The organism is Sphingomonas sp. BK235 (genome assembly GCF_004345855.1).
Taxonomy (GTDB): Bacteria; Pseudomonadota; Alphaproteobacteria; order Sphingomonadales; family Sphingomonadaceae; genus Sphingomonas.
In genome coordinates this window covers 511,727-536,791 of sequence record NZ_SLXN01000001.1, presented here as the reverse complement: position 1 = coordinate 536,791, position 25,065 = coordinate 511,727, and the positions used below count along the sequence as shown (strand labels likewise).

The window sequence follows — 25,065 nt, the reverse complement described above, 5'->3', positions numbered from 1 at the left end:
CTTCCAGTGACCAAGACGATCATGACCGTGGACGATTCGCCCAGCATGCGGATGCTGCTGCGCGCGGCGCTGACCGATCTCGGCTACAATGTCGTCGAGGCCGAGGACGGGGTGCATGCGCTGGAAACGCTGCAGAATTTCGACCCCGACGAGGAGCCCGACCTGCTCATCACCGACATCAACATGCCGCGCATGGACGGTTTCGGGCTGATCGAGCAGGTCCGCGCCGACGGTCGCCGCTCGCTGCCGATCCTGGTGCTCACCACCGAGAGCTCGGAGGAGAAGAAGCAGCGCGCGCGCGACGCCGGTGCCACCGGCTGGATCGTCAAGCCGTTCCACCCCGAGAAGCTCGCCGCCGCGATCCGGCGCGTGCTGCACTGATCTCCAGCGTAACCGAGGAGCCACCCATGTCCCGTCAGCTCATCACCTTCCAGCTCGGCGACCAGCATCTGGGCGTCGACATCATGGCAATCCGCGAGATCCGCGCCTGGTCGCCCGCGACGCCGCTGCCCAACGTACCCAGCCACGTGCGCGGCGTCGTCAACCTGCGCGGCGTGGTGCTGCCGGTGCTCGACCTGCGCCACCGCCTCGGCTGGGGCGTGACCGACCCGACCGCGCGCCACGTCATCATCGTCGTGCGCATCGGCGAGCAGCTCCAGGGCATCATCGTCGACGCGGTGAACGACATCGTCACGGTGCAGACCGAGGACATGCAGCCGCTGCCCGACATGGGCGACGCGGCCGCGGCGCAGTTCCTCGACGGCCTGGCGACGATCGATCAGCGGCTGATCCTGGTGCTCGCGCTCGAGCGGCTGGTCGAGCGCAGCGTGATGGCGGATGCCGCCTGATCGGTGTGATAAAAGTTACGTTTACGATTAGCGCCTAGGACGGGGTCATGGCTGGAACGAAAGTATTGGTGGTCGACGACTCGTTGACCATGCGCGCGCTGATCTCGGGCGCGCTGGAGCGGATCCCGGGCGTGGAGGTGGTCGGCATGGCCGACGGCGCGGCCGAGGCGCGCGAGCTGGTCGCCTCGACCTGGCCCGACGTGATGACGCTCGACGTCGAGATGCCGGGCATGAGCGGCCTCGAATATCTCGCCGAGATCATGGACACCAAGCCGATGCCGGTGATCATGTTCTCAACGCGCACCCAGGACGGCGCCGCGGAGTCGATCGAGGCGCTGCGCCTCGGCGCGATCGACTGTTTCCCCAAGCCGCGCGTCGCCGCCCCCGCCGAGCTGGACGCGATCATCGCCAAGCTCGCCAAGCGGCTCAAGGCCGCGAAGAAGGCCGACATCAAGCCCAAGGCACCGCCCAAGACCGCCAAGGCGCCCCCGATCGACTGGAACGGCCGCCTGCTGCTGGTCGGCGGCGACGCGTCGAGCACCAAGTCGATCTTCGACCTCTTCTCGACCTTCCCCGCCAATTGCCCGCCCACGGTGGTGGTGCAGCATCTCGGCCCGGGGCTGGTGGAGAGCATGGCGGAGAAGCTCGCCGAGCAGGTCGCGCCCAAGGTCGTGGTCGCGGCGGACGGGATGAAGCCCGAGCAGGGCACGATCTATCTCGCCCCGCACGGCGACGCGCATCTGGTGATCGACAGCTGGCCCAACGGCACGCTGCGGCTGCTGCCGCGTGACCCGGTCGCGGGCGAGCGCCCCTCGATCTCGCTGCTGTTCGCCTCGGCCGCCAAGGCGGCGGCGAGCAACGCGGTGGGCGTGCTGCTGCTCGACTCCAACGAGGACGGCGCCGGCGGGCTCAAGGCGCTCAACGCGGCGGGCGGCTACGCCTTCTCGCCGTCGGACGAGGGCGGCTACACGCTGGCGCGCGGGATGGTGTCGCAGCCGGTCGCGAGCGACGCGCTGGTCACGGGCGTGCTCAAGATGTGCTCGAAATGAGCGGGGGGGCGATCGCGCGACCGCTCGCGCTGGCGCTGGCCGAGGAGCTGGTGTTCGCCTCGAACGAACTCAACGAGCTCGCCTACGATCTCGGCAGCAACGGCGAGACGTTGCGCCGCCACATGGCGAGCATCCAGCGGATCGATTATGTCACGCAGATCCAGCTCGCGGTCGCCACGCTGCTGCGCGTCGACGGTGCGTCGGACACCGACCTCGGCGTGGTGACGTTGCAGGACATGGTCGACCGTCTCCGCGCGACCCTGGCCACGCTCGAGCAGCCATCGGCCGCGGCCTGACGGGCGCGGCGAGGGTCGGATCCTAGCCGATCGCGATCACGCGGTCGCCGAGCCGCTCGGCCTCGCCGCGGTCGTGCGTGACCATCAGGATCGGCACCGCGCGCGCGTCGCGCACCCGCTCGATCGCGCGCGCAGCCTCCTCGCGCCGCGCCGGGTCGAGCGAGGACAGCGGCTCGTCGAGCAGCAGGAATGACGCGTCGCTCAGCAGCGCGCGTCCGATCGCCACCCGGCGTGCCTCCCCGCCCGATAACGTGCGCGGCCAGCGGTCGAGCAGGTGACCCACGTCGAGCATCGCCGCCACCTCGGCCAGCCGAGCCGCGTCGCGCGCGCCGTACAGCAGGTTGGCGCGCACCCGACGGTGCGGGAACAGCCGCATGTCCTGAAAGACATAGCCGACGCGACGCCGCTCCGGCGGCAGATCGATCCCGGCGGCGGAGTCATACAGCGTCCGCCCGCCGACGCGAACATGCCCGCGCAGCGGCCGCAGCAGCCCGGCGATCATGTCCAGCACGCTGGTCTTGCCCACGCCCGACGGGCCGACGAGCACCGTGAGCCCCTCCTCCACCGCGAAGCGCGCGCCGACGACGGCGCCACCCCGCGCCGCGGTGACATCGACGTCAAAGGACACGAACGCCCCGCCCCGTGCGCCGCACCAGCCATTCCGCCGTCACCAGCGCCGCGAGCGACAGCGCGACCGACGCGGCGGCGAGCCGCCACACCGCCGCCTCACCGCCCGGCGTCTGCAGCGCCGCGTAGATCGCGAGCGGCAGTGTCTGCGTCTCACCCGGCACGTTGGAGACGAAGGTGATGGTCGCGCCGAACTCGCCGATCGAGCGCGCGAAGCCGAGCACCGCCCCTGCCGCGATCCCCGGCGCGGCGAGCGGCAGCGTCACCGTCGCATAGCTGCGCCACCGCCCCGCGCCGAGCGTGCGCGCGGCCTGCTCGAGCCGCCGGTCGACCGCCTCGAGCGACAGACGTATCGCGCGCACCATCAGCGGCAACGCCATCACCCCCGCGGCGATCGCGGCGCCGCTCCAGCGAAACAGCACCGAGACACCGAACCAGCGTTCGAGCGCGCCGCCGATCGGTCCGCTGGGCGCGAAGGCGAGCAGCAGGAGCCAGCCGGTCACCACCGGCGGCACCACCAGCGGCAGGTGGATCAGCCCGTCGAGCAGCACCTTGCCCGGGAAATGCCAGCGTGCCAGCACCCAGGCGAGCGCGAAGGCGAGCGGCAGCGTCGCCAGCGTCGCGGTGCCCCCGACCAACACGGTCAGCCGCACGATCGCGGCGAGGTCGCTCACCGCGGCGCGAAGCCGCGACGCGCGAGGATCGCCTGCCCGGCGCGCGACAGCAGGAATCGGCGGAACGCCTCGGCCTCGCGCGGCGCCGGGCCGTCGGCGAGCCGCGCCACGGGGTAGACGATCGCCGCGTGGCTCGCCGCGGGGAAGACGCCCGCGATGCGCACCGCGGTCGAGGCGCGCGCGTCGGTGGCGTAGACGATGCCGTAAGGCGCAGCGCTGCGCTCTACCAGCGCCAGCGCGGCGCGGACGTTCTCGGCACGAACGATGCGGCCGCTCACCGCGTCCCAGGCGCCGAGCGTCCGCAGCGCGGCCTCGCCGTACTTGCCCGCGGGCACTGCCGCCGGGTCGGCCATCGCCAGCGGCGCGGCACCGAGCCGACGCGCCAGCGCGGCGCCGCGGGTCGCGCTCACGTCGGGCGTGCCGGGGCGCGCCACCACCACGAGCCGGTTGCGCGCGAGCACCGCGCGCGTGCCGGCGACGACCCGGCCGCGGCGCTCGACCTCGTCCATCCAGTCGGTGTCGGCCGAGGCGAACAGGTCGGCGTGGCCGCCCGCGGTGATCTGCCGCGCCAGTGCCGAGGAGGCGGCGAAGGAGAGCACCGGGCGCGGGTGTCCCTGGGCGGACCAGGCGTCGGCGGCGTCGCTCAGCGCCTCCTGCAGGCTGGCGGCGGCGAGCACCAGCGGCGCGGCGCGCTCCTGCGCCAGCGCGGGGCCGGCCAACAGCAGCAGGAACAGCGAGAGGAGGACACGCATGAGGATGCCATCGCACCGTATCCGTGCGGATACAATAAGCGGGCTCGATCGGTGACGGCGGATGGGGCGCGGAGATCTGCGGGCGACGCGGCGTGGTAGGCTGTCGTTGCCGAGCGCTATGGAAGAGCCGCGCGCTGGGTTGGTCCGCGCGCACGCTCACCCACCGCCGTCATCCCGGACTTGGTCCGGGATCCACCCTCACGCGAGAGCAACGCGTGTGGAGTAAGCGGCACAGTGGATCCCGGACCAAGTCCGGGATGACGGGAGAATGAGGTAAATCGGACGAGGTGATGCTCCCGCTACCCCGGCGATGACGGCGGCGTCGCTACCTCATCGGTCGGCGACGCCCTCGCCTCAGCCCTCGTCGCCCATGCGGAGCGCCGCGATAAAGGCTTCCTGCGGGATGCTGACGCTGCCGTATTCGCGCATCTTCAGCTTACCCTTCTTCTGCTTCTCCAGCAGCTTGCGCTTACGTGTCGCGTCGCCGCCGTAGCATTTGGCGGTGACGTCCTTGCGCATCGCGCTGATCGTCTCGCGCGCGATCACCTTGCCGCCGATCGCCGCCTGGATCGGGATCTTGAACAGATGGCGTGGGATCAGCTCCTTGAGCCGCTCGCACATGCCGCGCCCGCGCACCTCGGCGGTGCCGCGGTGGACGATCATGCTGAGCGCGTCGACCGGCTCCTCGTTGACCAGGATCGACATCTTGACGAGGTCGCCCTCGCGGTACCCGATCTGGTGATAGTCGAAGCTGGCATAGCCCTTCGACAGCGACTTGAGCCGATCGTAGAAGTCGAACACCACCTCGTTGAGCGGCAGCTCGTAGGTCGCCTGCGCGCGCCCGCCGACATAGGTGAGGTTCTTCTGGATACCGCGGCGGTCCTGGCACAATTTCAGGATTGAGCCGAGATATTCGTCGGGCACGTAGATCACCGCCTCGATCCACGGCTCGCTGATGCTCTCGATCTTGTTGGGATCGGGCATGTCCGCCGGATTGTGCAGCTCGACATGCCCGCCGCCATGGGTCAGCTCGATCTGATAGACCACCGAGGGCGCGGTGGTGATCAGGTCGAGGTCGTACTCGCGGGTCAGCCGCTCCTGGATGATCTCGAGATGGAGCAGCCCGAGGAAGCCGCAGCGGAAGCCGAAGCCGAGCGCGGCGCTGGTCTCCATCTCGAAGCTGAACGAGGCGTCGTTGAGCCGCAGCTTGGAGATGCTCTCGCGCAGTTTCTCGAAGTCGTTGGCGTCGACCGGGAACAGCCCGCAGAACACGACCGGCTGGACCTCCTTGAAGCCCGGCAGCGCCTCCGCCGCGGGCCGCTTGGCGTCGGTCAGCGTGTCACCGACGCGCGCCATCGCCACGTCCTTGATCTGCGCGGTGATGAAGCCGATCTCGCCCGGACCGAGATCGGTAAGCTGCTCGATCTTCGGGCGGAAGCAGCCGACGCGGTCGACCAGATGCTGCGTCCCCGCCTGCATGAAGGTGACCTGCTGGCCCTTGCGCAGCGTGCCGTCGATCACGCGCACCAGGATGACGACGCCGAGATACGGATCATACCAGCTGTCGACCAGCATCGCCTTGAGCGGCGCGTCGGCGTCACCCTTGGGCGGCGGGATCTTGCGCACGATCGCCTCGAGGATGTCGGCGATGCCGATCCCCGACTTGGCGCTGGCGAGCACTGCCTCGGAAGCGTCGAGGCCGATCACGTCCTCGATCTCGGCGCGCACCTTCTCGGGCTCGGCGGCGGGCAGATCGATCTTGTTGATCACGGGCACGATCTCATGGTCGTGCTCGATCGACTGATAGACGTTGGCGAGCGTCTGCGCCTCGACCCCCTGCGCCGCGTCGACCACCAGCAGCGCGCCCTCGCAGGCGGCGAGGCTGCGGCTGACCTCATAGGCGAAGTCGACGTGGCCCGGCGTGTCCATCAGGTTGAGCGTGTAGGTCTGGCCGTCCTGCGCCTTGTACGACAGGCGCACGGTCTGCGCCTTGATCGTGATCCCGCGCTCCTTCTCGATCTCCATATTGTCGAGCACCTGCTCGCTCATCTCGCGATCGGTGAGCCCGCCGGTGGCCTGGATCAGCCGGTCGGCGAGCGTCGACTTGCCGTGGTCGATATGGGCGATGATCGAGAAATTGCGGATCGTGTCGAGCGGGGTGGCCATGATCCGCGGGTGCCTAGCGCAGCGCGGCGCGGCGCGCCAGCCATTCGCCGGAGTTCGCGCCCGTTCCGTCGCGTCGCCGCTGCCGCCGTCGTCCTACAATGAGGGGAGCAACGGAGGATCGGGGACGATGATATCGCGCAACCTGTCGGCGGCTCTGGCCGGTACGGCGGCAGCTCTCATGCTCACCGGCGCGCCTTTGGGGGCGTCGGCGGCGGGAGCCGACAAGCTGGCCAAGGCGTCGAGCGGGCAACGGCTGCAGGAACAGACCGCCGCGGACGTACCGCATTGCACGCGCAAGCTCGGCAGCCTGTCGATCGTCGACGGTGACGATCCCTATTGGACCAAGTGGAGCCTGGCCCCGCCCTCCAAGCTGCTGAAGGTGCTGGTGCAGCGCTCGGGCTGCTTCAGCCTGGTCGATCGCGGCAGCGGGCTGAGCGCGGCCGAGCGCGAGCGGGCGATCGGCGCCAACCTGGGGTTGCAGCGCGGGTCGAACACCGGCCAGGGCCAGATCAAGGCGGCGGATTACGTGCTCGTCGCCGAGGTGCAGGGCGCCAACGAGAATGTCAGCGGCAATGCGGTGGCGGGCGGGGTCGGCGCGGCGCTGGGCGGGGCGCTCGGCGGGCTGCTCGGCGGCATCAAGAGCAAGAAGCTGGAGGCGAATACCGTGCTCTCGCTCACCAACGTCCGCACCACCGAGACGATGGCCACCGAGGAAGGCTATGCCGCCAAGAAGGACGTCTCGTTCGGCGGCGGCGGGGCGGCCGGGTTGGTCGGCGGGATCGGCGGCGGCTATGACAGCACCGACATCGGCCGGGTCATCACTTTGTCGTTCATCCAGGCCTATTCCAAGCTGGTGACCGGGCTCGGGCTCGTCACCCCCGGCGCGACGGGCACCGCGGAGGCCGCCCCGGCGAAGAGCTTCACCGCGCAGGCGCCGGTGGCGCTGCGCGCCGCCGCCGAGGCGAGCGGCAAGGTGATCCGCACGCTTCCCGCCGGCGCGATCGTCTATCCCACCGGCAAGAAGAACGACCTGTGGTGGGAAGTGGCGGACGAGAACGACAATGTCGGCTGGGTGCTCAACACCAAGCTGGCGCCGTCGCGCTGACGCCCCGGTCGGCCCCCGCGCGGGTCAGCCCGCGCGGTGGATCGCGTCGAGCGCGTTGAGGTAGCGGCGGCTGCCCTGCCCGCTCACCAGCGCCCAGCGCACCCCGCGGCGCTCCAGCTCGCGCCGCGACAGGTCGAAGAAGCGCTGCCGCGCCGTGCGATTGCCGAACAGCCGGGTGCCGTCCGGCTGCCACGGCAGGTCGATGTCGAACAGCAGGTACAGATCGGCCAGATTGTTCCAGCGCGCGAACCACGGATCGCGGCGGCCGAACATCATGTCCGCCCACACCGCGCTCATCAGCGGATCGGTGTCGAGGATCACCGGATGCGCCCCCGCATCGACCGCCTTGCGCGCCTTGATGTCCTGGGTGTGCGCGATCACGACCAGGTCCGCCATGGTCAGATCGGTGCCATAGCGCTCGCAATAGGTGCGACCGAACTCGGCGACGGACACCGTATCGAAGTGGCGCGCCAGTCGCGGCGCCATCGTCGACTTGCCGGTGCTCTCCGGCCCGTGCAGGCAGATGGTGCGCAGCGTCATGCCGCCACCACGCGCGCGCCGGTGCCGCACAACGCGCGCCGCCACTCGATCAGCCCGATCGTGGCGAGCGCGAGATAGACGAGATACAGAGCGGCGAAGAGATAGAGCTGCTTGGCGAGATAGAGCGGCACCGAGGCGAGATCGACCGCGATCCACAGCCACCAATTCTCCAGCTTGCGCCGCGCCATCAGCAGCTGCGCCGCCACGCTGGCGGCGGCGATCCCCGCGTCCCACCACGGGTAAGCGGCGTCGGTGAGACGATGCATCGCCGCGCCCCACAGGATCGCGGCGCCCGCGATCGCGCCGAGCCAGCCGAGCCGCGCCGGCGCGGCGAGCCGCTCCACCGCCACGTCCCCGTCGTGCCGCCGCGCGCGCCGCCACGTCGCCCAGCCATAGAGGTTGGCGCCGACGAAGAAGAGCTGGAGCAGCGCGTCCGAGTAGAGGCGCTGCTCGAACACCACCGCGCCGAGCAATGTCACCGAGCCGATCGCGGTGGGGAAGGTCCATAGGCTGCGCCGTGCCGCGAGCGCGACGCAGGCGATTCCCAGCAGCGTGGCGACCCATTCGATCAGCGACATGGCGACGGTCTACTCACCCCCGGCGGGTGTCGCCAAGAGGCTTGCTGACCGGGCGCGTCCGGCAATCGTCGCCGCCCTGCGAATAGCCGCTTGCGCGCCGACGAACCGCTGATATAAGCCGCGCCCTGTCGCCGGCCTCTGGCTGGACGGCACCCTGGTCGGGGAATAGCTCAGCCTGGTAGAGCACTGTGTTCGGGACGCAGGGGCCGGAGGTTCGAATCCTCTTTCCCCGACCAATCATCTCCCTCGCGGAGATCCTCTTCGAAGCGACAATCAGACAGGCGGCGCAGGTTCATCCCGGACCTCGCGCCCTGATCCGGCAAGGCCGTCGCTTGCTTCCGGGGGCCGTCAGCGCGGCTCGCGCGTTCTCCCCGTCCCGCAGGAGAATGACGATGGCCGATCAGCCCGAGAACGATCCGCTTCCCGCCGAGACGGCGCCCGCGCGCGACGAATCCTCCATCTCGATCCCGACCGAATCGTCGCGGGCGGTCGCCGAATCCGAGGCGCATCCGAGCTAGTCGGATCGACGTCGGCCATGTTCCTGTGGCGAGGACGGGAACCAAGCGCGAGCGGCCCGGTTTTGCACCGCACAACGAGCGACGGATGTCCCGTCCCTTGTCGAGGAAGCCATGAAGAGCACGACCTTGAGCCTGTTCCGCAGCAAGACTGCCGCTCCCCAGCCCAAGCGGGTCAACGACGATCCGCGTGCCGGCCTGACCCCGGTCGAGGCGGCGATGTTCGATCGCGCTGCCAGCGCGCGCGCCTGAGCGGCGACGTCACCATATCAAATCCCGGACCGCGTCACGTTACGACGCGGTTCTCATGCCTCAGGCGATCGCGCGGACGGGCTGGCGGCGCAGCCGCAAGCAGGTGCGCGCCACCGCCGCGAGCGTGAAGCCGGCACCGATCGCATAGCCTGCCGCGATGATCATGGTTCGTCCTCCAGCGTGTGAGGCGTAGTTAATCGCACGTCAGGGTAAATATTCTCTCTCGCACCGGCCCGGCACCAACATCGCGCTGATGCGTATTCCCGGCTCATCACCGAGGAGTGTCGCGTGAGCGAGCCCAGATTATTCCAGAGCCTCAACGTCGGCGGCCTGTCGCTGGCCAATCGCATCGTCATCGCGCCCATGTGCCAATATTCGGCCGAGGACGGGTGCATGACCGACTGGCATGTGATCCATCTCGGCCAGCTCGCAATGTCGGGCGCGGCGCTGCTGACGATCGAGGCGACCGCGGTCGTGCCCGAGGGGCGGATCAGCTACGCCGATGTCGGGCTGTGGGATGACCGCACCGAGGCCGCGCTGGCCCGCGTGCTCGACTCGGTGCGGCGCCACTCCGACATGCCGGTCGCGATCCAGCTCGCGCATGCCGGGCGCAAGGCGTCGACCGATCTGCCCTGGAAGGGCGGCGCGCAGATCGCACCCGATCGGGCGAACGGCTGGCAGACCATGGCCCCCTCCCCGCTCGCCTTCGGGCGCGACGACGCCCCGCCGCGCGCGCTCGATCGCGACGGGCTGGCACGCGTGCGCGACGCCTTCGCCGCGGCGGCGGTGCGCGCGGCGCGGCTCGGGATCGACGCGGTGCAGCTGCACGGCGCGCACGGCTATCTGCTCCACCAGTTCCTCTCGCCGCTGTCGAACCGGCGCGACGACGACTATGGCGGCAGCCTCGAGAACCGGCTGCGCTTCCCGCTCGAAGTGTTCGACGCGGTGCGCGCCGCCTTCCCCGCCGATCGCCCGGTGACGATGCGCGTCTCGGGTAGCGACTGGGTCGAGGGCGGCTGGGACGCCGAGCAGACGATCGCCTTCGCCCAGGCGCTGGAGGCACGTGGCTGCGCGGCGATCCACGTCTCGAGCGGCGGGCTCGACCCGCGCCAGACGATCCCGGTCGGCCCGAGCTATCAGGTGCCGCTGGCGCGCGCGGTGAAGCAGGCGGTGTCGATCCCGGTCGTCGCGGTCGGGCTGATCACCGACTATGAGCAGGCCGAGGCGATCGTCGGCACCGGCGACGCCGACCTGATCGCGCTGGCGCGGACGATCCTCTACGACCCGCGCTGGCCGTGGCATGCCGCGGCGCATCTCGGCGGGCGCGTGAAGGCGCCCGACCAATATCTGCGCTCGCAGCCGCGCCAGTATCGCTCGCTATTCGACGTCGAGGGCAGCGCGGAGAGCTGAGAGGGTTGGGGCGGTGTGGTCCGCCGATCCCGCTTATGTGAACTAGCGGCGTGCTCCTGCGGACGCAGGAGCCCAGAGCCACGAGCGTCACGTCTGCGGCACTGGGCTCCTGCTTCCGCAGGAGCACGGTCCGACCGGGGTGGATCAGCCTCTACGCGCCCCGCGCCCGCGCGTAGATCGAGTCGAGCAGCGCGGCGGTGCGCACGAAACGCTCCGCAGCCTCGTCGAAGCGTGCGCCCGCCGCGAGCCGCTCGGCCCAGTCGACCGCGGCGCGCCCGCCCCAGTCGTCGGGCGGCAGCGCGAGCGTCTCGCGCGCGGTGCCGCGGAAATGCTCGGCGGTGAAGTCATAGAAGGAACCGCCGACGTTGCGCAGCGCCGCGCCGCCCTCCGCCCCGTAGAAGGCCGCCTCGATCACGGCGTCCTGCCCGGCGTGGAGCCGCCACGAACAGGCCAGCCGCAGCGTCACGCCGTCGCCGAGCCGCACCGTCGCGACCGCATAGTCTTCCACCGCGCCGTCGCCCAATGGCGCGCCGCCGGCGTAGAGCGCGGCATCGGTCACCTCGGCCTCCGGGAAGCCGGTGAGCCACATTGCCAAATCGGCGAGATGGATGCCGAGGTCCATCACGCAGCCGCCGCCCGCCTGGGCCTTGTCATAGAACCACGGCTTGTCCGGGCCGTACGCGTTGTGGAAGACGAGATCGATCGCGAACAGCCGGCCGAGCGCGTCGCGCGACAGCAGCTCGCCGATCTGGCGCACGCCCTCGGTGTAGCGGTACGACAAATCGAGCCCGAGCAGCCGGTCGGCCGCGCGCGCCGCCGCGACCACCGCCGCCGCCTCGCCCGCGTCGCGCCCGAGCGGCTTCTGGCAGAACACCGCCGCGCCCGCCCCGAGCGCCGCGATCGACTGGGCGGCGTGGAGCGCGCTCGGCGTCGCGATCACCACACCGTCGAGATCGAGCGCGAGCAGCTCGTCCAGCGACGCCACCGCGCGCATACCCGGCGCGAGCGCCAGCGCCTCGCGCAGATTGTCCGCGCCGGGCTCGCACACGGCGACCGGCTCGATGCAGCCGCTCGCGATCATCGCCGCCATGCGGTGGCGCCCGATCCAGCCGGTCCCGAGGAAGCCGACGCGGGGCTTGGCCGCCCTACCCAAGGTCGATCACCGCCTTGACGAAGCCATGCGGCTTGTCGCGCGTCGCCGCGATCGCGGCATCGAGGTCGCCGAGCGGGTAATGGTGCGTCAGCAGCGGCGCGAGATCGATCCGCCCGCTCGCGACCGCCTCGACCGCCTCCTCCAGCCCGCGCCGGTTGACGCGCGGGTCGCGCTCGTGCGCGTTGATCACGTCGATCCCTTTCCAGTTCCAGTCCTGCATGTTGACCTGGCGCGGCCCGTCCTGGTGATAGCCGGCCACGATCAGCCGCCCGCCGAAGCCGGTGATCGCCGAGGCAAGGTCGAGCGGCCATTGCTTGCCCACCGCCTCGATCACGCGCGCGCACAGCGCCTCGCCGGTGAGCTGCTTCACCTGCTCGATGATCGCCCAGTGATCGTCCATGGCGATCGTCTCGGCGGCGCCGTAGCGGGTCGCCAGCGCGAGCGACTCAGGCCGGCGCGAGATCGCGATCACCCGCGCGCCCGCGTCGCTCGCCAGCTTCGTCAGCACCGCGCCGAGGAAGCCGATCCCGACGATCGCCACCGTCTGGCCGGGCTCGATCGCGCTGCGACGAAAGATGTTCATCGCGCAGGCCAGCGGCTCGCCCGGGAAGGCGCGCCCGTCGAGCGCGGCCGGGAGCCGCACCAGTTGGTCGACCGCCGCCACGTCATACCGCGCGAAGCTGTGCGCGGACAGCATCGTCACCCGCTCGCCGAGCGCGACATCGCCGACGCCCTCGCCCAGCGCGTCGACGACGCCCCAGCCCTCATGTCCCATGCCACCGGGCTCGCTGGGATAGGTCGACCACGGCTGCCCCTCCCACGGCTCGACGTTCGACGCGCACACGCCGCAGCCTTCGAGCCGCACGCGCACCTCGCCCGCGCCCGGCTGCGGCAGCGGTGCATCGCGCAGCTCGAACCGCCGCGGCGCCACCAGCACCGCGGCGGGCATCATGCTTCCATTATCATACGACAATCGTTGGACTTTCCATGAATGAACCGCGTGATCTCAACGGCGCGCTCGCCGACAACATCCACCGCCTCGCCGAGCGCCAGCGCCGGGTGGAGGCCGCGGCGCCATGGTCGGACCGGCTGGCGGGGCGGATCACCGCCTTCACCGGATCGATGACCTTCGTCGCGCTGCACCTGACCTTCTTCGGCGGCTGGATCGTGTGGAACCTGTGGCTGTCGCCCAAATTCGACCCGACCTTCGTCGTGCTGGCGATGATCGCGTCGGTAGAGGCGATCTTCCTGTCCACCTTCGTCCTCATCAGCCAGAACCGCATGGCCGCGCAGGCGCAGGCGCGCGCCGACCTCGACCTCCACATCAACCTGCTCGCCGAGCACGAACTGTCGCGGCTCACCGCGCTGGTCCGGCGGATCGCCGAGCGGGTCGGGGTCGAGCCGCCGGAGGATACCGCCGAGATCGAGCGCGACGTGCGCGCCGAGGACGTGCTCGACACGCTCGACCGGGTTACGCCAGCGCCGCCTGGCGCGTGACGTCGGCGGGCGCGTAGCGGTCGATCATCCACGCGCAGAAGTCCGCGAACGCCTGCGGGTCGCGCGCCGCGCTGGTGTGATGCGGCTGGATGCCGAGATGCTCGGGCGTGAAGCAGAAGGTGACCGTCGTGTCGAAGTCGGCGAGCGCCTCCATCTGGCGGTCGAACCAGTCGACCGCGTTGGGGCGGAAACTGTCGGCCCAGCTCAGCCCGGTGCGCAGCTTCTTCGTCCCCAGCCGCTTCATCCACTCGACGGCATCATCCAGCCGCGGGTCCTCGAAATGGAACCATTGCATCAGCCCCATCTCGCCCGCCACCTTGGCGTAGCTGTCGAGCGAGGGCTTGGGCGTGCCGTCGGCGCGGATCAGCCCCATGTAGAAGTGGCGGTAGTAGCTCGACCCCTCGGCCTCGCGGTGGCGCGTGGTGGCGCCCCATTCCTGCGGCAGGTCGAACAGCGAGTACCAATAGATCCGCGGCACGCGCCCGATCAGCAGCTCGGCGGTCTTCTCGACGCCGAACACCTGCACCTCTTCCGCGCCGAAGGAGCCGACGCCCACCTCGGTGACCCACACCGGCTTGTCGGTGACCGCCTCGATCTCGGCCACCTTGGCGGGCCAGTCGTGGATCGACCACAGGTTCCAGTCGAGCGGGAAACCGTGGACGGCGAGCACGTCGACCGCGTCGAGGCAGCCATGCGCCTCGAGCCGCTTCACCCACAGGGGATCGATCGGCGACATGCCGCCGAGCACGCGGGTGACATCGGGGTTGACCGACGCGATCGCCGCGCCGGCGCGCGAGACGGTGTCGGCGAAGAGGCTCCAGTCGGGATCGACCTCCGGGTCCCAGTGCGACTTGTTGTTAGGCTCGTTCCAGATCATCGCGGCTTCGATCACGCGCTCATTCCCCTCACGCTCGTGGCTGCTTTATGCACGCGGCTGGGCCGGATAGACGGCGGCGGGCCCATGCTGCGCATAGGGCACGTCGGCGACGCGGCAGAGATAGACGTCGTCCTGCGGGTGCGCCACCACGGTGAAGCCCGCGGCGCGCAGCATCGCCTCCGAGCAGGCGCGGTTGGGCGCCCACCAATTGGTCCAGTCACCCGCGAAACGGCGCTCGATGAAGTGCATCTTCGGATAGGCCGGATCATCGAAATAGGCTGGCGGCGTATAGGTGCCGGGCAGGAAGAAGGGATGATCCTCCGGCACGTCGCTGAGCCCGGTCGAGCCCTGTTGCATCGTCTGGAACAGCATCAGGTCGCGCGCGACATGCTCGCGGATCAGGTCGAGCGCGAGCAACGGGTGGCGCAGGTGGTAGAGCACCCCCATGAAGATCACGAGGTCGAAGCGCTCGCCCAGCGTCGCCACGTCATAGACGGAGAGCTGGCGGAACTCGACGCTGTCACCGTAGCCGAGCGTCTCGGTGGCGAGCCGCGCCTGGGCGAGATAGCGCTCGTCCCAGTCGATCCCGACGACGCGCGCCGCACCGCGCCGCTTCATCTCGACCGAGTAGAAACCCGCGTTGCAGCCGATGTCGAGCACCGACTTGCCGGTGAGATCGTCGGGCACGCAGCTGGCGAAGGCGGCGAACTTCTCGCGCGGATAGTCGCCGAGGAAGTGATCGGGCGCGGTGGTCAGCCCGCCGCCGAGATCGATGTTGTGAAACCATGGCGCGAGCGCGTCGACCCGCTCGCGCAGCCCCTCCCCGGCAGATGGCATCCGTTCCCCTTCACCCTCGGTTCGTTACGCCAACGAACAAAAAGTGTCGGTGTTCCATCTACATAGCTGTTTAGCGCGCGGCCAGTCGCACCCCGCGCCACGGTGCCGGCCGGTCACCCGCCGCGGTGCGGACGAAGCAGCGCCCGCCGCGTGCGCGATAACCCCGGCACAGCAGGATCGCGTCGGCGCGCGCGATCGCGCCGACCGAGAGCCGGTAGAGCGAGACGCCGCCCCCGGCCGGAATACCGGTCGGCCGCCACCGCCCCAGCACCGGCCAGCGGCGCAGCGCGCCGCGCCACCCGTCGTGCGCGACCGCCGCATTCTCATAGGCGCCGAGCTGGACGTAATAGATACCCGGCGTCAGCGGGCGCGGTCCGGCCGGCGCGGCGCGGCGCGGCACCGCCACCGGCGAGATGGGCGCCGCCGCCGCCTCGGGCGGCACGAGCGTGGGCGCGGGCGGCGGGACGATCTGGGAGATGATCGGCGCGACCGGCGGGACGATCTGGGTCACCGCCGTCATGAGGCCCAAGGCGGGCGTGACCGACACCGGCGCGACCAGCGCGAGCGTCAGCGGCTGGCCGGGATCGTCCGCCGGCGTGATCCCCAGCAAAGCGGCGACCTGATCCGAGGCGGCACGCGGCTGGGCGAGCGCGGCCCAGCTGGCGAGCCGCTTCTCGGCGACGTCGGGGGCGAGGTCATAGCCCGCGAGCGCCCGCGCCTGCGGCCATTGTCCCGCGAGCGCGAGGGTGAAAGCGAGGTTCTGCCGCGTCTTGGCGTCGGCCTCGGGCGCGCGCACCGCGGGCATCAGGAGCTGGAGCGCGCCGGGCAGATCGCCGGCGAGCGCGAGCGCGAGCCCGCGATCGGACGCGGCGATCCCCTCCGCATGGGCGGCGAGCGTCGCGCGCGCGCGTTCCCACGCCCCCGTCGCAATCTGCGCGAGCGCGAGGTGGAGCGCCGCGGCGGGATCGTCGGGGCGCAGCGACAGCGCGTCGTCGAACGCCTGTGCCGCCGAGCCGAACCGGCCCGCACGCAGATAGGCGATTCCGAGCAGGCGGCGATGCGCCGCGTCGGTCGGCGCGTCGGCGACCGCGACCTCGGCCTCGCGCACCGCCTGGACCCAGCGCCGCTTGGCGATGGCACGCCGCGCGCGGTCGGCGTGACGCGCCGCGTCGGCGTCACGCGCGGCCGAGTCGTTCGACGCCGCAGCGGGGACGACCAGCTCGGCCAGTCCCGCACCGAGCAACGTCACCGCCAGCGCGGCGATCAGCGCGACGCGTCTCACGCCGCGTCGGCCGGTACGGGAGCGATCCGGTCGAGTGCCTCGGTCAGCAGCGCCTGCGCCGACATCCCGCGCGCGGCGGCGGCGAGCCTGAGGCGGAGGTGGCGCTCGCTGTCGAGCCGCAGCGTGAAGGCGACGCGCTTGCCCGGCGCGAGCGTCACCGCGTGAGCGGCCGGCGTCACCACCGCGGCGGCGAGCCGCTCGCGCGCGGCGAGCACCGGGGGCAGCGTGGCGGGCGTCGTCTCGCCCATGTCGTTCCAGCCGAGATCATCGCCCGCCGTCGCCAGCGCGGTGAAGGTGTCGGCGCGGCGCATCGCCGGACGCGCCTGGCCCTTGCGCGCGAGCAGCCCGGCGCTGAGCGCGGCCATCGGCTTGGTCCCGAACATCAGGCCACCACGCGGCGGCCGAAGCCCGCCCCCTGCGGCCGCGCCGGCGTCGCGCCCGGCTTGGGCGCGGCGAAGACGGTGCGGCGGAAGTTCTTCTCCAACCGATCGGAGACATAGCTCCACAATTCGGCGATCTCGGCGGCGGAGCGGCCCTTCGGGTCGACCTCCATCACGGTGCGTCCGTCGATCATCGACGCGGCGAAGTCGGTGCGCTGATGGATCGTGATCGGCGCGACCGTGCCGTGCTGCGACAGCGCGATCGCCGCGTCCGAGGTGATCCGCGCTTTGGGCGTGGCGGCGTTGACGACGAACAGCAGCGGCTTGCCCGAGCGCTCGCAGAGATCGACGGTGGCGCCGACCGCGCGCAGGTCGTGCGGGCTCGGACGCGTCGGGATCACGATCAGCTCGGCGACCTGGACGACGCTTTGAATCGCCATGGTGATCGCGGGCGGCGTGTCGATCACCGCCAGCTTGAAGCCCTGCGCGCGCAGCGCCTCCAGGTCGGCGGCGAGGCGCGACACGATGGTCTGGGCGAAGGCGGGAAATTCGTCCTGCCGCTCGTTCCACCAATCCGCCAGCGAGCCCTGCGGATCGATGTCGATCAGCACCACCGGTCCGGCGCCGGCGCGCTGCGCCTGCACCGCCAGATGCCCCGAGAGCGTGGTCTTGCCCGATCCGCCCTTCTGCGATGCCATCGCGAGTACGCGCATGTCGCCGCTTCGTCCCCCATTGTTTCGACGCAGGGCATGCCAGCGCGAGGTGGACGAAGCGTTAATGATGACCGCGAACCAGTCGGAGGCGGCGCCCTGGACCCTCCCCGCGAGCGGGGAGAATGGTCCATCACTCCTTCGGCGCGTCGCCGTAATAGAGTTCGCCGATGCGGATCTCCTCGCGCCCCTGCGACACGCGGTGCGCGTTGGTGTCGCGCAGCGAGTAGACGCAGCCGCAATATTCCTGCTGGTAGAAATGCTCGCGCTTGGAGATCTCGATCATCCGCGCCCCGCCGCCGCCCTTGCGCCAGTTGAAGGTCCAGTAATCGATCCCGGGATAATGCGCCGCCGCGCGCTCGCCGCAATCGTTGATCTGCGCCATGTTCTTCCAGCGCGAGATCCCCAGCGACGAGGTGATCACTGGGAAGCCGTTCTCGTGCGCGTACAAAGCGGTCCGCTCGAAACGCATGTCGAAGCACATCGTGCAGCGGATGCCGCGCTCGGGCTCCCACTCCATCCCGCGCGCGCGCTTGAACCAATGCGCGGTGTCGTAATCGGCGTCGACGAAGGGCACGCCATGCGCCTCGGCGAAGCGGATATTCTCTTCCTTGCGGAGGACATATTCCTCCTTGGGGTGGATGTTGGGATTGTAGAAGAAGATCGTATAATCGATCCCGCTCGCGGTCATCGCCTCCATCACCTCGCCCGAACAGGGCGCGCAGCAGGAATGGAGCAATACCTTTTTGGCACCGTTCGGGGGCGTGAGGATCGGTCGTTGCAGGTCGGTCGTCATACCGCCTCGCTTAGCCGATCGCGCCGCGTGAGTCATCGCACCGGTGCGGCTCGCCGCCCTCTGCCGCGGGAGAAAACGCAGGATCGTCTGCGTCGCCGCGGTCGCCCGCGCAGATCGAGGATTCGGCCAGCACCCCAGGCATCGGCTATCGGCACGCGCAGACCAGGAGAATCACCCATGAAGCCACCGATCGGCCCCGCCACCCGCCTGTGCATGTCGCTCGCCGCGCGGCCCGGCACCTTCGGCTCGCGTTTCCAGAACCACCTCTATGACGCGCTCGGACTCGATTATGTCTACAAGGCCTTCACCACCACCGACCTGGAGGGCGCGGTGCGCGGCATCCGCGCGCTCGATATCCGCGGCTGCGCGGTGTCGATGCCGTTCAAGGAGGACGTCATCCCGCTGCTCGACGGGCTGCGCGACTCGGCCGCGGCGATCGACAGCGTCAACACGATCGTCAACGACCACGGCACGTTGCTGGGCTACAACACCGATTACAGCGCGGTCCGCGCGCTGGTCGAGCCGCTCGCCCGCGCGCGCTTCGTGCTGCGCGGCAGCGGCGGCATGGCCAAGGCGACCGCGACCGCCCTGGTCGACGCGGGTTTCGCGGGGGGCGTGATCGTCGCGCGCAACGAGGCCAAGGGACGCGCGCTGGCCGCCGCACTAGGCTGCGACTGGCATGCCGAGGGCGCGTCGCTCCGCGCGCCGGTGCTGGTCAACGTCACCCCGCTGGGCATGACAGGGGCGGACGCGGAGGCGCTCGCCTTCACCCGCGCGCAGGTCGAAGCCGCCGAGGTGGTGATCGACGTCGTCGCCAAGCCGGTCGAGACGCCGCTGCTGCGGCTCGCGCGCGCGCTCGGCAAGCGCGTGGTCACGGGCGCGGAGATCGCCACGCTCCAGGCGCTCGAGCAGTTCGTGCTCTACACCGGGCAACGGCCGAGCGACGCGCAGGTGGCCGCGGCGGAGGCCTATGCGCTGTCGGCGTGACGGGGCACGCGGCCCTGCGCACCCCTAAGCAGAGGCCGCGGGCGATGCCGCCGTTCCGGCGTCGCGCCGGGGCGGCGGACGGATCAGGCGAGCGCCGGCTTCACCCCGCTACCGCAGCGCCAAGCCGGTCCTCCACCGCCAGCGCACCCAGCAGCACCGCGCCGAGCGGCCCGGCGTTACCGCCCAGCGCCGCGGGGACGATGAACGTGTCCATGTCCGTCACCTCGGGCAGCGCGACATAGCCGTTGAGGTTCGCCGCGGTCGCCGCGCGCAGCCGCGGCAGCAGCCAGGGGTTGCCCACCATCACCCCGCCGCCCAGCACGATCCGGCGCGGCACGCCGGTGAGCGTCAGCGTCGCGAACAGCGTCGACAGCGCGCCGACCACCGTCTCCCATGCCGGGTGATCGGCGGCGAGGTCCTCGCCCTTGATCCCCGTCCGCGCCGCGATCGCCGGTCCCGACGCGAGCCCCTCGACACAGGCGCCATGATAGGGGCAGGCGCCGGTCCAGTCGTCCCCGGCGAGGCGCGGTGGGCGGATATGGCCGAACTCGGAATGGGTCAGTCCGTCCACCGGGCGGCCGTGCGCGATCATGCCCGCGCCCACGCCCGTGCCGACCGTGACATAAGCGAGGTCGGGCAGCCCCTGCCCCGCGCCCCAGCGCGCCTCCGCCAGCGCCGCGCCGACGACGTCGCTGTGGAAGCCGACCGGCACGCCATAGCGCGCGCCGAGGCGCCGCGCGATGTCGGTGTTCGCCCAGTGCGGCTTGGGGGTGGAGGTGATCCTGCCGTAATCGCCCGAGTGCGGATCGATCGACACCGGGCCGAAACTCGCCACGCCGATCCCCTCGACACCGCGCCACTGGTCGAGCGCCGCCTCGAGCGCGGGCAGCGTCTCCTCCGGCCGCGTGGTGGGAACGCGCACTTCCTCCAGGATCGCGTCGGGACCGCGCGACAGCACCGCGATGCACTTCGTCCCGCCGAGTTCAACGCCCGCGATCAGCGGCAATTGCGCCATTCAACTTTCCTCCTCGACCGCGGCGTCGATCCGCCGCAGCATGTCCGTGAACTGCGCGATCTCGGCCGCGGTGAAGCGCCCGAAGATGCGCCGCTCCAACGCCTTGGCCTCGGGCGCGACCTGGGCGTACAGCGCCTCGCCCGCCGTGCTCAGCCGCAGGTGGTGCGAGCGCCGGTCGGTGTCGTTGGGGCTGCGCTCGAGCAGGCCGCGCCCGGTCAGCGCGATCGCGGCGCGGCTCACCGTCACCTTGTCCATCCGGCTGCGCTCGCCGAGCTCGACCTGGGTGATCGGCGCATGCTCCGCGATCAGCGTGATGAGCCGCCACTCCGGGATCGATAGCCCGAACAGCGCGTCATAGGCGCGCGCGATCCGGTCGCTCACCCGGTTGGAGGTGACCGACAGCAGATAGGGCAGGAAGCGGTCGAGATGAAGGCGATCGGCCATGAAGTTGCTGCGCTAACACGGGATCGCCCGCAGCGGAACCAGGATGGAAATGTTGCATTCACGTGACGGTGATATGACGCCTATTATACAGGCAGAGGGTGCGGCGGGAGGCGCGCCCGGGACGGAGTGAAGGATGACGCTGGTACGAGCGAACGGGATTGAGATCGACGTGGAAGAGAGCGGCCCGCGCGACGGGCCGGCGATCCTGCTGATCATGGGCCTGGGCGCGCAGCTGGTGCGCTGGCCGACCGCGATGGTGGAGGCGCTCGCTTCGCTCGGCTATCGCGTGATCCGCTTCGACAACCGCGACGTCGGCCTGTCCACCAAGTTCGACCATGCCGGCGTGCCCAGCATCGTCTGGACGGTGATGCAGAAGCAGTTCGGGCGGGTGCCGCCGGTTCCCTACACGCTGGACGACATGGCGGCCGACGCAGTCGGCGTGCTCGACGCGCTCGGGGTCGAGCGCGCGCATCTGGTCGGCGCCTCGATGGGCGGGATGATCGCGCAGCTGATGGCGGCGCGCTGGCCCGAGCGCGCCGCCTCGCTCACCTCGATCATGTCGACCACGGGCCATCCCGGCTGCTCGCGCCCGTCGATGCGCGCCACCGCGCTGCTGCTGCGCCATCCGCGCAGCGACGACATCGAGGCGATCGTGGCGCACGGCACGATGGCGGGGCGCGCGGTGAGCGGGCGTTTCCCGATGGAGGACGCGATGATGGCGGAGCGGATCCGCGCCGAGACGCTGCGCAACCGCTGCCCCACCGGCTTCCTGCGCCAGATGGCCGCGATCGTGGCCGACGGCGACCGCACCGAGCGGCTGCGCGCGATCGCGGCGCCGACGCTCGTGATCCACGGCAGCGACGACCCGCTGGTGCCCCCCGCGGGCGGGCGCGAGACCGCGCGCGCGATCCCGGGCGCGCGGCTGCTCGAGATCGAGGGCATGGGGCACACGCTCCCGCCCGAACTGATCGACCCGATCGTCGCCGCGATCGACGAGCATGTGCGCGCCGGCGCGACGCCGCGGGTGGCGCGCGCCGCCTGACGGTTGACGTCGGCAGGGGCCGACCGCCAAGTCACGAGGATGACGCAGACGCTGTCGCTCTCCGAGGCGCGCCGGATCGCGCTCGCGGCGCAAGGCTTCGGGCGCCGCTTGCCGAGCCGCCCCGGCGCGGCGATGGTGCGCGCCACCGCCGAGCGGCTCGGCCTGTTCCAGATCGACAGCGTCAACGTGCTGACGCGCGCGCATTATCTCCCCGCCTTCGCGCGGCTGGGCGGCTATGACCGCGGCTTGCTGGAGCGCGACGCCTGGGGGCCGCTCCGCCACCGCCGGCTGTTCGAATATTGGGCGCACGAGGCGTCGCTGCTGCCGCTCGAGCTCCACCCGCTGCTGCGCTGGCGGATGGCGCGGGCCGAGCGCGGCGAGACCGGCTATCTGCGGCTGCGTCGCTTCGCCGGCGAGGACCGCCCCCGCGCGATGGCGGTGCTGGAGCGGATCGCCGCCGAGGGACCGCTCACCGCGGCCGATTTCGAGAACGGCGCGAGCCGCAGCGGCTGGTGGGAGTGGAGCGACACCAAGCACGCACTCGAATGGCTGTTCTGGTCGGGCCGGATCACCACCGCGACGCGGCGCGGCAGCTTCGCGCGCGTGTACGATTTGCCCGAGCGCGTGCTGCCCGCGGCATTGCTGGCGCTGCCGACGCCCTCGCCCGAGCTGGCGCAGGCGGGGCTGGTGGAGCGGGCCGCCCGCGCGCTCGGGGTCGCGACCGCGGCAGACCTGCGCGATTATTATCGGCTGCGTCCGGCCGAGGGCGACCATGCGATCGCGACGCTGGCCGAGGCGGGGGTGCTGCTGCCGGTGCGCGTCGAGGGCTGGCCGCAGCGCGCGTGGCTGCATCGTGACGCCGCGCCGCCACGGCGGGTGCGGGGCGCGGCGTTGCTGGCGCCGTTCGACCCTTTGGTGTGGGAGCGCGGACGGACCGAGCGGCTGTTCGGCTTCCGCTACCGGATCGAGATCTACGTGCCGCAGGAGCGCCGGCAGCACGGCTATTACGTTCTCCCCTTCCTGCTCGACGAGGCGCTGGTGGCGCGGGTCGACCTCAAGGCCGACCGTGCCGCGGGCGTGCTGGCGGCGCGGCGCGTGACGCTCGAGCCGGACGCGCCCGCCGACGCGATGCCGCGGCTGTTGGCGGAACTGGAGCGGATGGCGGCGTGGCTCGGGCTGGAGCGCGTGGTGCTGGGTGAGGTGGTGGGCGACCGGTGAGGCGGTGGGGTGGTCAGCCCCCCGCCCTGCCGTCATCCTGAGCTCGTCTCAGGATCCACGGTTCCGCAGGCGCCGCGGCACCTGCGTGCGCGGGACGGTGGATCCTGAGACGAGCTCAGGATGACGCCAGGGGTGAAGGCGAGGACAGGACGAGGTGCCGATGCCCCGCGCTCCTACGCACGCCGAAACCCTCACTCCACCGTGACGCTCTTCGCCAGGTTGCGCGGCTGGTCGACGTCGGTCCCCTTTGCCACCGCGACGTGATAGGCGAGCAGCTGCACCGGCACCGCATAGACCAAAGGCGCGATCAGCGGGTGGACCTTGGGCATGGTGATGGTCGCCACGCAGCCCTCGCCCGCCGCCTCGACTCCGTCATAGTCGCTGATCAGCAGCACCTTGCCCCCGCGCGCCTGGACCTCCTGCATGTTGCTGACGGTCTTGTCGAACAGCGGCCCCGTCGGCGCGATCACCACCACCGGGACATGCTCGTCGATCAACGCGATCGGCCCGTGCTTCATCTCGCCCGCGGCATAGCCCTCGGCGTGGATGTAGCTGATCTCCTTGAGCTTGAGCGCACCCTCCAGCGCCAGCGGATAGTCGGTGCCGCGCCCCAGATAGAGCACGTCACGCGCGCCGGCGACGGTGCCCGCGATCGCCTCGATCGATTCGTCATAGGCGAGTGCGCCGTTGATCGCGGCGGGCGCCTCGGCGAGCTGGCGGACGATGTTGCGCTCCTCGGCCTCGGTCAGCCGGCCCTTGGCCTTGGCGAGGTTGGCGGCGAGCGCGGCGAGCACCGCGAGCTGGCAGGTGAACGCCTTGGTCGAGGCGACGCCGATCTCCGGCCCGGCATGGGTCGGCAGCAGCAGGTCGGCCTCGCGCGCCATCGTGCTGGTCGGCACGTTGACCACCACCGCGATCACCTGCTTCTCGGCGCGCGCGTGGCGCAGCGCGGCGAGCGTGTCCGCGGTCTCACCCGACTGGCTGATGAAGAGCGCGAGACCGCCCTCCTCCATCACCGGCGCGCGGTAGCGGAACTCGCTCGCGACATCGAGGTCGACCGGCACGCGCGCGAACTGCTCGAACCAATATTTGGCGACCATTCCCGCGTAGAAGCTGGTGCCGCACGCCACGATCGTGACGCGGCGGATGCCCGAGAGATCGAAGTCGGGGATTGGCAGCACGATCCGCCCCTCGAAGCGCTGCAGATAGCTGCGCAGCGTCTGGGCGACCACGATCGGCTGCTCGTAGATCTCCTTCTGCATGAAATGGCGGTGGTTGCCCTTGTCGATCAGCGCGCCGGTCACGCCCGAGATCGTCACTGGCCGCTCCACCGGGGCGTTGTCGCGGTCATAGACCTGCGTGCCGTCGCGCGTGCAGACGACCCAGTCACCTTCCTCGAGATAGGCGATCCGCTGGGTCAGCGGGGCGAGCGCGAGTGCGTCCGAGCCGAGATAGGTCTCGCCGTCGCCGTGACCGACCACCAGCGGCGAGCCGAGCCGCGCGCCGATCAGCAGCCCGGGATGGCTGCGGAACAGGATCGCCAGCGCGAAGGCGCCGTGGAGCCGCGGCAGCACCTCGCGTACCGCCTGCTCGGGCGCGGCGCCGGCCTCGACCTTCTCGCTGATCAGGTGCGCGACCACCTCGGTGTCGGTCTCGCTGGTGAAGACGCGGCCGCGCGCGATCAGCTCCTCGCGCAGCGCCTTGAAATTCTCGATGATGCCGTTGTGCACCACCGCCACCTCGTCGGTGGCGTGCGGGTGCGCGTTGTTGGTGGTGGGGCCGCCGTGGGTGGCCCAGCGCGTGTGCGCGATGCCGGTCTGGCCCGGCAGCGGATCGGCGGCGAGTTCGCGCTGGAGGTTGATCAATTTGCCCGAGGCGCGACGCCGCGCGATCTGGCCGTCCACCACGGTGGCGATGCCGGCCGAGTCATAGCCGCGATATTCGAGCCGCTTGAGCCCGTCGAGCAGGCGATCCGCCACGTCGTCATGGCCGAGGATACCGACGATACCGCACAT

General features: G+C 70.8%; 29 protein-coding genes and 1 tRNA gene. 13 read left to right on the top strand and 17 right to left on the bottom strand.

Features of this window, described 5'->3' with window-relative positions:
* Positions 1 to 6 precede the first annotated feature (6 nt).
* The 4 genes from EV292_RS02520 to EV292_RS02505 are packed head-to-tail and all read left to right on the top strand — an operon-like array spanning position 7 to position 2,193.
* Positions 7 to 381 carry a response regulator gene (locus tag EV292_RS02520; RefSeq protein WP_132907594.1) on the top strand — a complete coding sequence of 125 codons (375 nt, stop codon included), beginning with the start codon at positions 7 to 9 and terminating at the stop codon, positions 379 to 381.
* 26 nt (positions 382 to 407) lie between these two features.
* Positions 408 to 848, top strand: coding sequence for a chemotaxis protein CheW (locus EV292_RS02515; protein WP_132907593.1), 441 nt, complete (start codon positions 408 to 410; stop codon positions 846 to 848).
* A gap of 47 nt (positions 849 to 895) precedes the next feature.
* A complete protein-coding gene (locus EV292_RS02510; protein ID WP_132907592.1) occupies positions 896 to 1,897 on the top strand; it encodes a chemotaxis protein CheB in 1,002 nt (333 codons plus the stop codon).
* The gene (locus EV292_RS02505; protein ID WP_132907591.1) at positions 1,894 to 2,193 is read left to right on the top strand and encodes a hypothetical protein; all 300 of its coding nucleotides are present in this window, start codon (positions 1,894 to 1,896) and stop codon (positions 2,191 to 2,193) included. The genes EV292_RS02510 and EV292_RS02505 overlap by 4 nt, the downstream gene beginning before the upstream one ends.
* 22 nt (positions 2,194 to 2,215) lie before the next feature.
* Here EV292_RS02505 and EV292_RS02500 read toward each other — a convergent pair whose 3' ends face one another.
* From EV292_RS02500 to lepA, 4 genes are all read right to left on the bottom strand, one after another.
* Positions 2,216 to 2,821, bottom strand: coding sequence for an ATP-binding cassette domain-containing protein (locus EV292_RS02500; RefSeq protein ID WP_132907590.1), 606 nt, complete (start codon positions 2,819 to 2,821; stop codon positions 2,216 to 2,218).
* Entirely contained in the window at positions 2,811 to 3,494 is a 684-nt protein-coding gene (modB, locus tag EV292_RS02495; protein ID WP_132907589.1) for a molybdate ABC transporter permease subunit, read from the bottom strand. The genes EV292_RS02500 and modB overlap by 11 nt, the downstream gene beginning before the upstream one ends.
* Entirely contained in the window at positions 3,491 to 4,246 is a 756-nt protein-coding gene (gene modA / locus EV292_RS02490; protein ID WP_132907588.1) for a molybdate ABC transporter substrate-binding protein, read from the bottom strand. Before modA ends, modB begins: the two co-directional genes overlap by 4 nt.
* A 354-nt stretch (positions 4,247 to 4,600) precedes the next feature.
* Positions 4,601 to 6,412, bottom strand: a complete 1,812-nt coding sequence (lepA, locus tag EV292_RS02485) for a translation elongation factor 4 (protein ID WP_132907587.1) — start codon at positions 6,410 to 6,412, stop codon at positions 4,601 to 4,603.
* 127 nt (positions 6,413 to 6,539) lie between these two features.
* On the opposite strand from lepA, the gene EV292_RS02480 reads away from it, so the two are divergent.
* Entirely contained in the window at positions 6,540 to 7,517 is a 978-nt protein-coding gene (locus EV292_RS02480; RefSeq protein WP_347812570.1) for an SH3 domain-containing protein, read from the top strand.
* A 24-nt stretch (positions 7,518 to 7,541) separates the two neighbouring features.
* Here the strand turns inward: EV292_RS02480 and EV292_RS02475 are convergent, their stop codons facing one another.
* Together EV292_RS02475 and pnuC are read right to left on the bottom strand one after the other, a co-directional pair.
* Positions 7,542 to 8,057: an AAA family ATPase gene (locus EV292_RS02475; RefSeq protein WP_132907586.1), complete on the bottom strand. Its 516-nt coding sequence runs from the start codon at positions 8,055 to 8,057 to the stop codon at positions 7,542 to 7,544.
* Entirely contained in the window at positions 8,054 to 8,635 is a 582-nt protein-coding gene (gene pnuC / locus EV292_RS02470; protein ID WP_132907585.1) for a nicotinamide riboside transporter PnuC, read from the bottom strand. The genes EV292_RS02475 and pnuC overlap by 4 nt, the downstream gene beginning before the upstream one ends.
* A gap of 159 nt (positions 8,636 to 8,794) precedes the next feature.
* On the opposite strand from pnuC, the gene EV292_RS02465 reads away from it, so the two are divergent.
* From EV292_RS02465 to EV292_RS02460, 4 genes are all read left to right on the top strand, one after another.
* Positions 8,795 to 8,871 (top strand) — tRNA-Pro (locus tag EV292_RS02465).
* A gap of 156 nt (positions 8,872 to 9,027) precedes the next feature.
* Positions 9,028 to 9,153: a hypothetical protein gene (locus EV292_RS23310; protein WP_279432390.1), complete on the top strand. Its 126-nt coding sequence runs from the start codon at positions 9,028 to 9,030 to the stop codon at positions 9,151 to 9,153.
* Between the two features lie 111 nt (positions 9,154 to 9,264).
* On the top strand, positions 9,265 to 9,402 hold the full coding sequence (locus tag EV292_RS22485; RefSeq protein ID WP_165926998.1) for a hypothetical protein: 138 nt from the start codon (positions 9,265 to 9,267) through the stop codon (positions 9,400 to 9,402).
* 288 nt (positions 9,403 to 9,690) lie between these two features.
* Positions 9,691 to 10,812 (top strand): NADH:flavin oxidoreductase/NADH oxidase, encoded by a 1,122-nt coding sequence (locus EV292_RS02460; protein ID WP_132907584.1) that lies wholly within the window; start codon positions 9,691 to 9,693, stop codon positions 10,810 to 10,812.
* Positions 10,813 to 10,963: 151 nt separating this feature from the next.
* Here the strand turns inward: EV292_RS02460 and EV292_RS02455 are convergent, their stop codons facing one another.
* The gene (locus EV292_RS02455) at positions 10,964 to 11,965 is read right to left on the bottom strand and encodes a Gfo/Idh/MocA family oxidoreductase (RefSeq protein ID WP_243693564.1); all 1,002 of its coding nucleotides are present in this window, start codon (positions 11,963 to 11,965) and stop codon (positions 10,964 to 10,966) included.
* Positions 11,958 to 12,914 (bottom strand): zinc-binding dehydrogenase, encoded by a 957-nt coding sequence (locus EV292_RS02450; protein ID WP_132908146.1) that lies wholly within the window; start codon positions 12,912 to 12,914, stop codon positions 11,958 to 11,960. The genes EV292_RS02455 and EV292_RS02450 overlap by 8 nt, the downstream gene beginning before the upstream one ends.
* A 38-nt stretch (positions 12,915 to 12,952) precedes the next feature.
* Between EV292_RS02450 and EV292_RS02445 the strand changes: the two genes are divergently transcribed.
* Complete coding sequence (locus EV292_RS02445; RefSeq protein ID WP_132907583.1) at positions 12,953 to 13,462, top strand: DUF1003 domain-containing protein; 510 nt, start codon at positions 12,953 to 12,955, stop codon at positions 13,460 to 13,462.
* Here EV292_RS02445 and EV292_RS02440 read toward each other — a convergent pair.
* The 6 genes from EV292_RS02440 to EV292_RS02415 form a co-directional block, all read right to left on the bottom strand.
* On the bottom strand, positions 13,437 to 14,354 hold the full coding sequence (locus EV292_RS02440; RefSeq protein ID WP_132907582.1) for a glycosyl hydrolase: 918 nt from the start codon (positions 14,352 to 14,354) through the stop codon (positions 13,437 to 13,439). The two genes, EV292_RS02445 and EV292_RS02440, sit on opposite strands and share 26 nt — an antisense overlap.
* Before the next feature lie 30 nt (positions 14,355 to 14,384).
* Positions 14,385 to 15,176 (bottom strand): TIGR04290 family methyltransferase, encoded by a 792-nt coding sequence (locus EV292_RS02435; protein WP_132907581.1) that lies wholly within the window; start codon positions 15,174 to 15,176, stop codon positions 14,385 to 14,387.
* Between the two features lie 70 nt (positions 15,177 to 15,246).
* Complete coding sequence (locus EV292_RS02430; RefSeq protein ID WP_132907580.1) at positions 15,247 to 16,458, bottom strand: tetratricopeptide repeat protein; 1,212 nt, start codon at positions 16,456 to 16,458, stop codon at positions 15,247 to 15,249.
* Entirely contained in the window at positions 16,455 to 16,823 is a 369-nt protein-coding gene (locus tag EV292_RS02425) for a hypothetical protein (RefSeq protein WP_243693563.1), read from the bottom strand. The genes EV292_RS02430 and EV292_RS02425 overlap by 4 nt, the downstream gene beginning before the upstream one ends.
* Before the next feature lie 17 nt (positions 16,824 to 16,840).
* Complete coding sequence (locus EV292_RS02420) at positions 16,841 to 17,551, bottom strand: ParA family protein (RefSeq protein WP_132907578.1); 711 nt, start codon at positions 17,549 to 17,551, stop codon at positions 16,841 to 16,843.
* A 130-nt stretch (positions 17,552 to 17,681) separates the two neighbouring features.
* Positions 17,682 to 18,344, bottom strand: a complete 663-nt coding sequence (locus tag EV292_RS02415; RefSeq protein WP_132907577.1) for an epoxyqueuosine reductase QueH — start codon at positions 18,342 to 18,344, stop codon at positions 17,682 to 17,684.
* Between the two features lie 177 nt (positions 18,345 to 18,521).
* Between EV292_RS02415 and EV292_RS02410 the strand changes: the two genes are divergently transcribed.
* Positions 18,522 to 19,331: a shikimate 5-dehydrogenase gene (locus EV292_RS02410; protein WP_132907576.1), complete on the top strand. Its 810-nt coding sequence runs from the start codon at positions 18,522 to 18,524 to the stop codon at positions 19,329 to 19,331.
* A 100-nt stretch (positions 19,332 to 19,431) separates the two neighbouring features.
* On the opposite strand, the gene EV292_RS02405 is transcribed toward EV292_RS02410, so the two are convergent.
* Together EV292_RS02405 and EV292_RS02400 are read right to left on the bottom strand one after the other, a co-directional pair.
* Positions 19,432 to 20,346: an ROK family protein gene (locus tag EV292_RS02405; protein ID WP_132907575.1), complete on the bottom strand. Its 915-nt coding sequence runs from the start codon at positions 20,344 to 20,346 to the stop codon at positions 19,432 to 19,434.
* Positions 20,347 to 20,790 (bottom strand): MarR family transcriptional regulator, encoded by a 444-nt coding sequence (locus EV292_RS02400; protein ID WP_132907574.1) that lies wholly within the window; start codon positions 20,788 to 20,790, stop codon positions 20,347 to 20,349.
* 133 nt (positions 20,791 to 20,923) lie between these two features.
* Here EV292_RS02400 and EV292_RS02395 point away from each other — a divergent pair, with 133 nt between their 5' ends.
* The gene (locus tag EV292_RS02395) at positions 20,924 to 21,832 is read left to right on the top strand and encodes an alpha/beta fold hydrolase (protein ID WP_132907573.1); all 909 of its coding nucleotides are present in this window, start codon (positions 20,924 to 20,926) and stop codon (positions 21,830 to 21,832) included.
* A gap of 39 nt (positions 21,833 to 21,871) precedes the next feature.
* A complete protein-coding gene (locus tag EV292_RS02390; RefSeq protein WP_132907572.1) occupies positions 21,872 to 23,050 on the top strand; it encodes a crosslink repair DNA glycosylase YcaQ family protein in 1,179 nt (392 codons plus the stop codon).
* 191 nt (positions 23,051 to 23,241) lie between these two features.
* On the opposite strand, the gene glmS is transcribed toward EV292_RS02390, so the two are convergent.
* On the bottom strand, positions 23,242 to 25,065 hold the full coding sequence (gene glmS / locus EV292_RS02385; RefSeq protein ID WP_132907571.1) for a glutamine--fructose-6-phosphate transaminase (isomerizing): 1,824 nt from the start codon (positions 25,063 to 25,065) through the stop codon (positions 23,242 to 23,244).

What these genes read in the sequence shown, in the direction of transcription:
- EV292_RS02450 (WP_132908146.1), bottom strand. Translation starts at nt 12,914, where the DNA reads ATGCCCGCCGCGGTGCTGGTGGCGCCGCGGCGGTTCGAGCTGCGCGAT.
- EV292_RS23310 (WP_279432390.1), top strand. Translation starts at nt 9,028, where the DNA reads ATGGCCGATCAGCCCGAGAACGATCCGCTTCCCGCCGAGACGGCGCCC.
- EV292_RS02505 (WP_132907591.1), top strand. Translation starts at nt 1,894, where the DNA reads ATGAGCGGGGGGGCGATCGCGCGACCGCTCGCGCTGGCGCTGGCCGAG.
- pnuC (WP_132907585.1), bottom strand. Translation starts at nt 8,635, where the DNA reads ATGTCGCTGATCGAATGGGTCGCCACGCTGCTGGGAATCGCCTGCGTC.
- EV292_RS02515 (WP_132907593.1), top strand. Translation starts at nt 408, where the DNA reads ATGTCCCGTCAGCTCATCACCTTCCAGCTCGGCGACCAGCATCTGGGC.
- lepA (WP_132907587.1), bottom strand. Translation starts at nt 6,412, where the DNA reads ATGGCCACCCCGCTCGACACGATCCGCAATTTCTCGATCATCGCCCAT.
- EV292_RS02395 (WP_132907573.1), top strand. Translation starts at nt 20,924, where the DNA reads ATGACGCTGGTACGAGCGAACGGGATTGAGATCGACGTGGAAGAGAGC.
- EV292_RS02510 (WP_132907592.1), top strand. Translation starts at nt 896, where the DNA reads ATGGCTGGAACGAAAGTATTGGTGGTCGACGACTCGTTGACCATGCGC.
- EV292_RS02410 (WP_132907576.1), top strand. Translation starts at nt 18,522, where the DNA reads ATGAAGCCACCGATCGGCCCCGCCACCCGCCTGTGCATGTCGCTCGCC.
- EV292_RS02425 (WP_243693563.1), bottom strand. Translation starts at nt 16,823, where the DNA reads ATGGCCGCGCTCAGCGCCGGGCTGCTCGCGCGCAAGGGCCAGGCGCGT.
- EV292_RS02475 (WP_132907586.1), bottom strand. Translation starts at nt 8,057, where the DNA reads ATGACGCTGCGCACCATCTGCCTGCACGGGCCGGAGAGCACCGGCAAG.
- EV292_RS02415 (WP_132907577.1), bottom strand. Translation starts at nt 18,344, where the DNA reads ATGACGACCGACCTGCAACGACCGATCCTCACGCCCCCGAACGGTGCC.
- glmS (WP_132907571.1), bottom strand. Translation starts at nt 25,065, where the DNA reads ATGTGCGGTATCGTCGGTATCCTCGGCCATGACGACGTGGCGGATCGC.
- modA (WP_132907588.1), bottom strand. Translation starts at nt 4,246, where the DNA reads ATGCGTGTCCTCCTCTCGCTGTTCCTGCTGCTGTTGGCCGGCCCCGCG.
- EV292_RS02480 (WP_347812570.1), top strand. Translation starts at nt 6,540, where the DNA reads ATGATATCGCGCAACCTGTCGGCGGCTCTGGCCGGTACGGCGGCAGCT.
- EV292_RS02420 (WP_132907578.1), bottom strand. Translation starts at nt 17,551, where the DNA reads ATGCGCGTACTCGCGATGGCATCGCAGAAGGGCGGATCGGGCAAGACC.
- EV292_RS02390 (WP_132907572.1), top strand. Translation starts at nt 21,872, where the DNA reads ATGACGCAGACGCTGTCGCTCTCCGAGGCGCGCCGGATCGCGCTCGCG.
- EV292_RS02400 (WP_132907574.1), bottom strand. Translation starts at nt 20,790, where the DNA reads ATGGCCGATCGCCTTCATCTCGACCGCTTCCTGCCCTATCTGCTGTCG.
- EV292_RS02405 (WP_132907575.1), bottom strand. Translation starts at nt 20,346, where the DNA reads ATGGCGCAATTGCCGCTGATCGCGGGCGTTGAACTCGGCGGGACGAAG.
- EV292_RS02435 (WP_132907581.1), bottom strand. Translation starts at nt 15,176, where the DNA reads ATGCCATCTGCCGGGGAGGGGCTGCGCGAGCGGGTCGACGCGCTCGCG.
- EV292_RS02445 (WP_132907583.1), top strand. Translation starts at nt 12,953, where the DNA reads ATGAATGAACCGCGTGATCTCAACGGCGCGCTCGCCGACAACATCCAC.
- EV292_RS22485 (WP_165926998.1), top strand. Translation starts at nt 9,265, where the DNA reads ATGAAGAGCACGACCTTGAGCCTGTTCCGCAGCAAGACTGCCGCTCCC.